The organism is Campylobacter sp. TTU-622, from assembly GCF_016598965.1.
Lineage (GTDB): Bacteria > Campylobacterota > Campylobacteria > Campylobacterales > Campylobacteraceae > Campylobacter_D.
Genome location: NZ_JAENKR010000056.1, coordinates 1 through 8140 on the forward strand (window position 1 = coordinate 1; position 8140 = coordinate 8140).

Annotated in this window: 8 protein-coding genes; 4 read left to right on the forward strand and 4 right to left on the reverse strand. The window is 28.2% G+C overall.

All coding sequences use genetic code 11. From position 1 onward, the window contains the following. Positions 1-242 precede the first annotated feature (242 nt). Positions 243-1004: a pseudouridine synthase gene (locus JG677_RS05830; protein WP_200285646.1), complete on the forward strand. Its 762-nt coding sequence runs from the start codon at positions 243-245 to the stop codon at positions 1002-1004. Positions 1005-1030: 26 nt separating this feature from the next. On the opposite strand, the gene JG677_RS05835 is transcribed toward JG677_RS05830, so the two are convergent. The 3 genes from JG677_RS05835 to JG677_RS05845 form a co-directional block, all read right to left on the reverse strand. Further along, on the reverse strand, positions 1031-2026 hold the full coding sequence (locus JG677_RS05835; RefSeq protein WP_200285653.1) for a type II asparaginase: 996 nt from the start codon (positions 2024-2026) through the stop codon (positions 1031-1033). A 113-nt stretch (positions 2027-2139) separates the two neighbouring features. Beyond that, the gene (gene recJ, locus JG677_RS05840) at positions 2140-3711 is read right to left on the reverse strand and encodes a single-stranded-DNA-specific exonuclease RecJ (protein ID WP_200285647.1); all 1572 of its coding nucleotides are present in this window, start codon (positions 3709-3711) and stop codon (positions 2140-2142) included. Next, positions 3698-5335: a CTP synthase gene (locus tag JG677_RS05845; RefSeq protein WP_200285649.1), complete on the reverse strand. Its 1638-nt coding sequence runs from the start codon at positions 5333-5335 to the stop codon at positions 3698-3700. Before JG677_RS05845 ends, recJ begins: the two co-directional genes overlap by 14 nt. Before the next feature lie 104 nt (positions 5336-5439). On the opposite strand from JG677_RS05845, the gene JG677_RS08845 reads away from it, so the two are divergent. From JG677_RS08845 to thyX, 3 genes are read left to right on the forward strand one after another with little or no spacing between them, the layout of a single operon-like run. Continuing rightward, positions 5440-5598: a hypothetical protein gene (locus JG677_RS08845; RefSeq protein WP_234126277.1), complete on the forward strand. Its 159-nt coding sequence runs from the start codon at positions 5440-5442 to the stop codon at positions 5596-5598. A gap of 28 nt (positions 5599-5626) precedes the next feature. Then, positions 5627-7345: a motility associated factor glycosyltransferase family protein gene (locus tag JG677_RS05850; RefSeq protein WP_325099560.1), complete on the forward strand. Its 1719-nt coding sequence runs from the start codon at positions 5627-5629 to the stop codon at positions 7343-7345. 24 nt (positions 7346-7369) lie between these two features. Then, complete coding sequence (gene thyX, locus JG677_RS05855; protein ID WP_200169143.1) at positions 7370-7996, forward strand: FAD-dependent thymidylate synthase; 627 nt, start codon at positions 7370-7372, stop codon at positions 7994-7996. 27 nt (positions 7997-8023) lie between these two features. Here the strand turns inward: thyX and JG677_RS05860 are convergent. Then, on the reverse strand, positions 8024-8140 hold a 117-nt coding region (locus tag JG677_RS05860; protein WP_200285651.1), incomplete at its 5' end, for a Na+/H+ antiporter NhaC family protein.

Here is an 8140-nt window from a genome sequence, read left to right on the forward strand (position 1 = left end):
GAAATAATATAGTTCATATTGCAATTTTATTAATACGTCAAAATACAATTCTTTAACTTTTGGCTATATTATTATTTAAGAAAAGATGTAATTTATCAAATAAGTTAGTTTTTTATATTTTCATATTTAATATTCAATAAATGATTTTTTTACTAATTTTTTAGATTTTTATTGCGAAAAGCAAACGCGAATAATAAAAATGTTAAAATTATAGATTAAGTTTTAATAAAATAAGGTAAAAAATGAGAATCAACAAATTTATATCACACAATAGTCATTATTCGCGTCGTGAGGCAGATGAACTTATTAAACAAGGTTTAGTAAAAATAAATAACAAAATAGCCCTTTTAAGCGATGAGGTAAAATTTGATGATAAGGTTTTTATCAAAGGCAAAAAACTTCAAAAAAGAACAAGCTTTAGTGTGATTATCTATCATAAACAAAAAGGTGAAATTGTTTCTAAAAAAGATGATAGAGGTAGAAAAATCATTTATGATACTTTACCAAAGCAATTTCGCAACTATTTAAGTGTTGGTAGGCTTGATTTTGCTAGCGAAGGTTTGCTTTTGCTTACTGATTCTCCTGTGATAGCTTCTTCTTTAATGCATAGTGATTTGGAAAGAGAGTATTATTTAAAAGTTAAAGGCGTAGTGGGTAAAAATGTGATAGAAGCTATGCAAAATGGACTTGAAATTAAAAATGAAAAAAAAGGAGCTCACGCGAAAACAAAAATTACTTCTATGAGTTTTGCTCCTTTTTTAGAGTATGAAATTTTTGGTTCAAGTGGAGGTTATACTAAACTTAGGGTTATTATTAATGAAGGTAAAAACAGAGAGCTTAGACGTTTTTTTGCTCATTTTGATTTAGAGGTGATGGATCTTAAAAGAGTGGCTTTTGGAGCACTTGATTTAGGAGTTTTAAAGGCAGGAAAATACCGCTTTTTAGAAAGAGGAGAATACGAAAAATTAAGAGATTTTTTGAAGCTTAATAATATTAAATATTAAAGCCTTTAAAAAAGGCTTTAAATTTTTTAGTATTTTTCAAAATATTTTTGTATAGTATTTATATCGTTTGTTTTGGTAAGAGCTAACATTAAAAGAACTCTTGCTTTTTGTGGATTTAAACCTTGTGTATCAATAAAGCCTAAATCTTTATCTTCTTTACTTACAGCAACAGATCCTGCTGCCACTCTTGAACTTATAGCAACTTTTAAACCTTGTTTCATAAGTTCTTTTAACATTTCTTTTTGATTTTGATGGATGCTTCCAGCACCACTTCCTGCTATAACTAAACCTTTTGTTCCATTTTCAAATAAAGCTTTAGCAGCAACAGCGTTGCCATCATTAGAATAAGTATAAAGTATATCAACTTTTGGTAAAGTATTTAATTTACTTACATCAAAAGGAGTTTTTTTGGTATGTTCTTTTAAATTTGTATTATAAAAAAATACTTTTCCATCTACAATATATCCTAAATTTCCATAGTTAGGAGAAGAAAAAGCATCGACATTTAAAGTATGAGTTTTACTCACATCTCTTGCGCCTTGAATTTTATCATTCATTGCTATCATCACGCCTTTGTTTTTAGCTTCTTTGTTTGCAGCTAGAGCCACAGCATTGTAAAGATTTTTAGGACCATCTGCACTCATAGCACTTGCAGGACGCATAGCGCCTACTAAAACTACAGGTTTGTCACTTTTAATAGTTAAATTTAAAAAATAAGCAGTTTCTTCCATAGTATCAGTTCCATGGGTGATTACTATGCCATCAACATCTTTTTTAAGAAGTTCATTAGCTTTTTTAGCAAGTTTTAGCCAAATTTCATCATCCATATTAGAGCTATCAATATTTGCAATTTGTTCCCCACTAACTTGTGCCAAATCTTTAATTTGTGGTACAGCTTTGATTAAAGTTTCAATTCCTAATACCCCTGCTTTATATCCTGTTGTCTCTAACTCATTATCTATAGATCCAGCTATAGTTCCACCTGTAGCTAGTATAACGATTTTTGGTTTTGCTTCTAGCATACTTACTCCTAAAAGTAAAAACATTATTATAAAAATAATATTTCTCATTAACTCTCCTTTCTTATTTGTTAAGTATATTAGACTATATTAACAAATAATAAATAAAAGTTAAATTAAAAAATTTCTTTAATGATAAATTGAGGAACTATTAAACCTCTGTATTCATTCTTTGAAATACTTCCAACTAAGGTAATTTTTTCATTTAAATTTGGTTCTTTGTCAAAATTAAAAAATAAAGCTTCCAATGTTTTGTTGTTTTTGTTTAATATAAGTTTTAAATGTTTTTCTTCTTTTCCTATTAGTTTTTTATTTTTAACATTTAAATTTTCTAAAATGAAAAAAGGTCTTGGATTTTTATATCCAAAAGGCTCAAAAGATTCTAAAATTTCAAGCATTTCAAAATCAATTTCAAAAGGATCTAAAATTCCTAGAATTTCATCTGCATCATTAAATTCATTTTTGGGAATTTTAAGACATTCTTCAAAGATTAAAGTTCTAAATTCATTTAAATGCTTAAAATCAAGGCTAAATCCAGCTGCACCTTTGTGTCCTCCATAGCTTTCAAGCAAGAAATTTACTTTTGTGATTAAAGATAAAATATCTATTTTTCCAACGCTTCTAGCACTACCTTTGAGTTTATTTTCATTTTTTGAAAATACAAAGGCTGGTTTTTTAAAATGTTTAGCAAGACGACTAGCAACTATCCCTAACACCCCTTCGTGCCAGTTTGCCCCTCCTACTATGATGCAAGCATCTTTTTCATCAATTTGTTTTAGAGATTCTTCAAAAAGCTGTTTTTCTTCATCTTTTCTGTTTTCATTGAAATTAACAATTTGTTCTAAATAATTTTGCGCTTCTTGTAATTTTTTAGTATGTAAAAAATGATAAGAAATGCTAGCATCATCCATTCTTCCAGCGCTATTGATAAGGGGTGCTATTAAAAAACTTATATTATCAAGTCCAAATTTATCTTTTTGATAGTAAAGTTTTATCGCTTTAAAGGCAGCTCTATTTGATTTGTTTATATATTTTATTCCTTTTCTAACAAGAGCACGATTTAAATCTCTAAGTTCCATCATATCAGCAATAATTGCGATAGCTAGAAGTTCTATAAATTTAGATAAATCATATTTTATTTTGCAAACTTCTTTTAAGGCTGCAACTAGATACCAAGCTACTTGTGCGCCACAAATTTCTATATTAGGGAATTCGCAATCTTTTTGTTTTGGATTTATGATAGCAAAGGCATCAGGTAGAGTTTGTAAAGGTGTGTGATGATCGGTTATGATTAAATCAATATTTTTTTCTTTACAAAGTTTGGCGGCATCAATAGCAGCTATACCATTATCAACGGTTATAATTAAATCACAATCTAATTCTTTAATGATTTCTTCATTAAGTCCATAACCATCTTTAAAACGATTGGGAATTTTGACCATATAATCAAAACCAAGATCATCAAAAAATTCAGATAGTATTACACAAGAAATAATTCCATCGACATCATAATCACCTACTATAGCAACTTTTTGATTTTTTTCTATAGCTTCTTTGATACGATTTGCCCCTTTATAAATATCTTTTAAACAAGAAGGCAAGGGCAAATCGCATAATTTCTTATGCATATCATTTTCAAAACGCAGTTTTAAAATTCTTTTTATATCTTCTTTATTAATTGTATTCATTGCTTAATGCTGCTTTTATAAATCCACAAATTACGGGATTTGCATTTTCAAGCCTTGAAGTAAATTCAGGATGAAATTGCACTGCTAAAAAGAAAGGATGATTTTTAAGCTCTATAGCTTCAATAAGTCCTTTGTTTTCACCACATATAATAAGTCCTTTATCCTCATACATTTTTTTATATTTTGGATTAGCTTCATAACGATGTCTATGTCTTTCTTTGACTGATTTAGCATTATTGTAAATTTTGCTTAATAAGCTATCTTTTTTTATCTCACATTCATAAGAACCAAGACGCATAGTTCCGCCTAATGGAGTTTTGCTTGTTCTAATTTGTTTGGTTCCATTAGAATCAATAAATTTATCGATCAAATAAACAATAGGATTTTGACATTTTTCATCAAATTCGCTTGAATTAGCATCTTGTAATTTTAAAACATTTCTTGCAAATTCAATTAGGGCTAGTTGCATTCCAAGACAAATTCCTAAAAAAGGGATATTATGTTCTCTTGCGTAATTTATTGCTTTTATTTTGCCTTCAACCCCTCTATAACCAAATCCACCAGCGACTAAAATTCCATTTACATCTTTTAAATCTTCTAAAGAATCTAAATTTTGCAATTTCTCACTATCTATCCATTTGATATTAACCTTAGTATCAAGTGCTGCTCCAGCGTGAATTAGTGCTTCTGTTAAACTTTTATAGCTTTCTTTAAGATCAATGTATTTTCCAACAAAAGCAATTTTTACTTCATTACTTGGAGCAATCACTCTTTTAACAAGATTATTCCAATTTTCCATATCAGGTTTTAAATTTTTAAGATCTAAAATGTTTGCAATAGCACTTAAAATATCTTGTTTTAAAAAATTAAGTGGGATTTGATAAATGCTTGTAGCATCAATGCTTTCTATAACGCAATTTTTTTCAACTCCACAAGAAATAGCTATTTTATTTTTTAAATCTTTATCAAGAGGTTTTTCACTACGGCAAATAATCATATCAGGACTTATACCTATACGACGCAATTCTCCCACGCTATGCTGAGTAGGTTTTGTTTTAAGTTCTCCAGAAGCTTTGATAAAAGGCACAAGAGTAAGATGAATATTCATAGCATTATTTTTGCCTACTTCAAGCTTTAATGCGCGTATGGCTTCTAAAAAAGGCAATCCCTCTATATCTCCAACGGTTCCTCCGATCTCTACAATGAGTATATCTTTATTTTTCCCTGCATTTTTTATTCTATCTTTGATTTCATCTACTATATGAGGAATTACTTGTATAGTTTTTCCAAGATATTCCCCGCGTCTTTCTTTTTCTATCACGCTTTGATAAACACGTCCTGTTGTAAAATTATTACTTTGAGACAAACTTTCATCTAAAAAACGCTCATAATGTCCTAAATCAAGATCGGTTTCAGCTCCATCATCTGTGACAAAAACCTCTCCGTGTTCAAAAGGACTCATTGTTCCAGGATCTACATTGATATAAGGATCAGCTTTTAAAATTCCTATATTAAGTCCTGAATTTTTTAAGAGTGTTCCAATGGATGCTGCGGCTATACCCTTGCCTAAAGAGCTAAGAACTCCCCCTGTTACAAAGATATATTTTGTTTGTTTTAGCTTCATTCATTTACCTTAATTTTTTGTTTTATTATAACCCAAAAAAACTTTTTGTTTTATTATTTATAAAGTAATTTTGTGTAAGAATTTATAATTTTTTAAGGTAAAATATGAAATTTACAAATACCCAAAAAGCCCTTTTTAATAAAAATCTAAAAGCTTTGCAAAATCCTATTTTAAAACAAGATTTAAACCAGCTTAAAGTTTCTAAATTTAAAATTGTTTTAGGAGAGCATAATTTAGATATCAACCTTATGGGGGGGGGGTGAGAGTCTTTATAAAAATGTTTTAAGCGAAATTAATGAAAAGCTTTTAAAATATCAAAATCATTTTGCACTTTATCCTATACTTTATTTTTATGGTTTTGGAAATGGGGTTTTGCTCCAAGCTTTGCTTCAAAATTTAAATCATAAGCATATTATCGTTTTTGAAAAAGAATTAGAAATTCTTTATATAGCATTTCATTTATTTGATTTTTCAAATTTTTTAAAAGAGCAAAGATTAATCATTTTTTATACTAATAAAATGAGTGCAAATGATTATGCTAATTTTTATTCTATTCCTATTTTTATAAGATATGCAAAGGTTTATCATTTAGAATTAATGAGCGCGTATTATTTTAAATTTCAAGAAGATATTTTAAAAGTCAATGAAACTATAATGTCTTATTTGAAAAAAGAGATTTTAACCAATGGAAATGATCCAAAAGATGTTTTAATGGGTTTAGAAAATTTTATAATTAATTTGCCTAAAATGATCACACATCCTAGTTTTAAAAATCTCACCAAAGAACGTTTTAAGTTTTTTGAAAATGCTATTATAGTATCAACCGGACCTAGTTTAACAAAACAACTTCCTTTGCTTAAAGAAAATGCCAAAAAAGCTGTAATTTTTTGTGCTGATAGTGCTTATCCTATTTTGGCTAAAGAGGGTATTAAGCCTGATTATGTTTGTATGGTAGAAAGAACTGATTTTACAGCTGAATTTTTTAACAATGATTTTAAAGAATTTGATAAAGATATAACTTTTATTTTAGCAGGAGTAGTATCTCCTAAGGCTTGTGAATTTTTAGAAAAAAATAATCGTTCATTTATGCTTATACCAAGAGATTATCTTTTTGCTTTTTATCTTGATTTAAAACCTTTTTCTTATGCTTTTTATTCTGTTAGTGTGGCGCATTTATCTTTTGTGATAGCTTTAAATTTAGCTTTTAAAAATATTATTTTTATAGGTCAAGATTTAGCTTTTAATGATGAAGGGGATTCTCATCCAAAAGATTATAAACATTCTGCAAAATATGAAAGTGGTTATTATTGCGGTTTAAAAGCCTTAGCTTATGGTGGAAAAACACAGGCTAAAACCCAAGAGGCGTGGGTTTATTTTAAGCAAGTTTTAGAACAAATGATCAATGAAGCAAAAAGTTATGGTATAGAAGTTTATAATGCTACTGAGGGTGGATTAAGGATAGAAGGAAGCATAGAAAAACCTTTTGCTTTATGTATTAAAGAGCTTTTAAAAGATGCAAAAAAACCTTATTTGCCTTTGGGTGTATTAAGTTTTGCTAAACAAAGTGAGTTTTTATTGAAAGCTTTTGTAAAAATTATAAAAAGTATAAAAAATTGTAAAAAATTTATTGATAAAATCAATCAAAAGATAAATCACATAGAACAAAATAATGTTGATTTAGAATGTGCAAAAAAGATAATCAAAGATTTAGAAAATTTAAAACAAGAATTATTTAATTTTAAAGATCTTTTAGAGCTTTTACAACCTAGTTCTTTTCAACTTGAACTTAGTTTGGCTAAAATTTCTGTGATAAATGTTAAAAATGAAGAAGAACTTTTGAGTAAAAATTTACTTTTTATTAGAGAATATATGGAGTATTTTAGATTGGTTGAGGGTTTATTAAGTCTTCAAAAACAAAGTTTTTTAAAATGTATTTTTGCATTAGAGAATGAACTTATAAAAAGAGGTTTTGAAAATAAAATTGTAAAAATAAAAGATAATATATGTTAAAATTCCAAAAAATAAGGAGTTTTTATGCAAATTACTTTACTTCATCATACCCCACTTTTTGTGTGCTCTCATGCCACTAGAACCTGTTGGCAAAGTTTTGAAAAAGGTGATTGTGGAGGAGAAAAAGATAAAGAATTAATCGATCGTGTAGGCAATCAATTTAAACATTCTTCTACTTTAGAGCATTTAAACTATACTTTTTATATACAAGGGATTTCTAGAGCTTGTTTGCAAGAGGTTGCACGCCATCGTCATACTAGTCCTAGTGTGAAAAGCACACGCTATACTTTAAAAGAACTTAGAAATGAAGATGAATTTAAAATAGGAGATTTTGAAAATGCAAGTCGTTATCTCGTACTTTGTGGCAACGAAGAGGTAGATAATGCTAGTATAAAGGCTTTAGAAAATTTACGTCTTATTTTGCAAAAGAGTATTAGCTTAGATATTGCTAAATATTGCCTACCAGAAAGCTATAAAACAGAGCTTACTTTAAGTATCAATGCAAGAAGCTTGCAAAATTTTATCACTCTTAGAAGTTCAAAATCAGCTCTTTGGGAGATAAGAAATTTGGCTAATGCTTTATTTAAAGCTTTGCCAGATGATCATAAATTTATATTTGAGCATTGTTTATATAAGGAAGAAAATAATTAATGCTTTTAATTAAAAGCATTAAAATTCCTAAAATAATGCTATCACGCTTCCAATAAATAATAAAGTTCCATTATAAAAGATAAAAGTAGGGATACAAGTATCTTTAATGTGATCGTGTTGTTTATCAGCATTAAGTCCTACACT

Excerpts from the sequence above, each read along its gene's own strand:
- JG677_RS05830 (WP_200285646.1), top strand. The coding sequence starts at position 243 with ATGAGAATCAACAAATTTATATCACACAATAGTCATTATTCGCGTCGT.
- JG677_RS05835 (WP_200285653.1), bottom strand. The coding sequence starts at position 2,026 with ATGCTAGAAGCAAAACCAAAAATCGTTATACTAGCTACAGGTGGAACT.
- recJ (WP_200285647.1), bottom strand. The coding sequence starts at position 3,711 with ATGAATACAATTAATAAAGAAGATATAAAAAGAATTTTAAAACTGCGT.
- JG677_RS05845 (WP_200285649.1), bottom strand. The coding sequence starts at position 5,335 with ATGAAGCTAAAACAAACAAAATATATCTTTGTAACAGGGGGAGTTCTT.
- JG677_RS08845 (WP_234126277.1), top strand. The coding sequence starts at position 5,440 with ATGAAATTTACAAATACCCAAAAAGCCCTTTTTAATAAAAATCTAAAA.
- thyX (WP_200169143.1), top strand. The coding sequence starts at position 7,370 with ATGCAAATTACTTTACTTCATCATACCCCACTTTTTGTGTGCTCTCAT.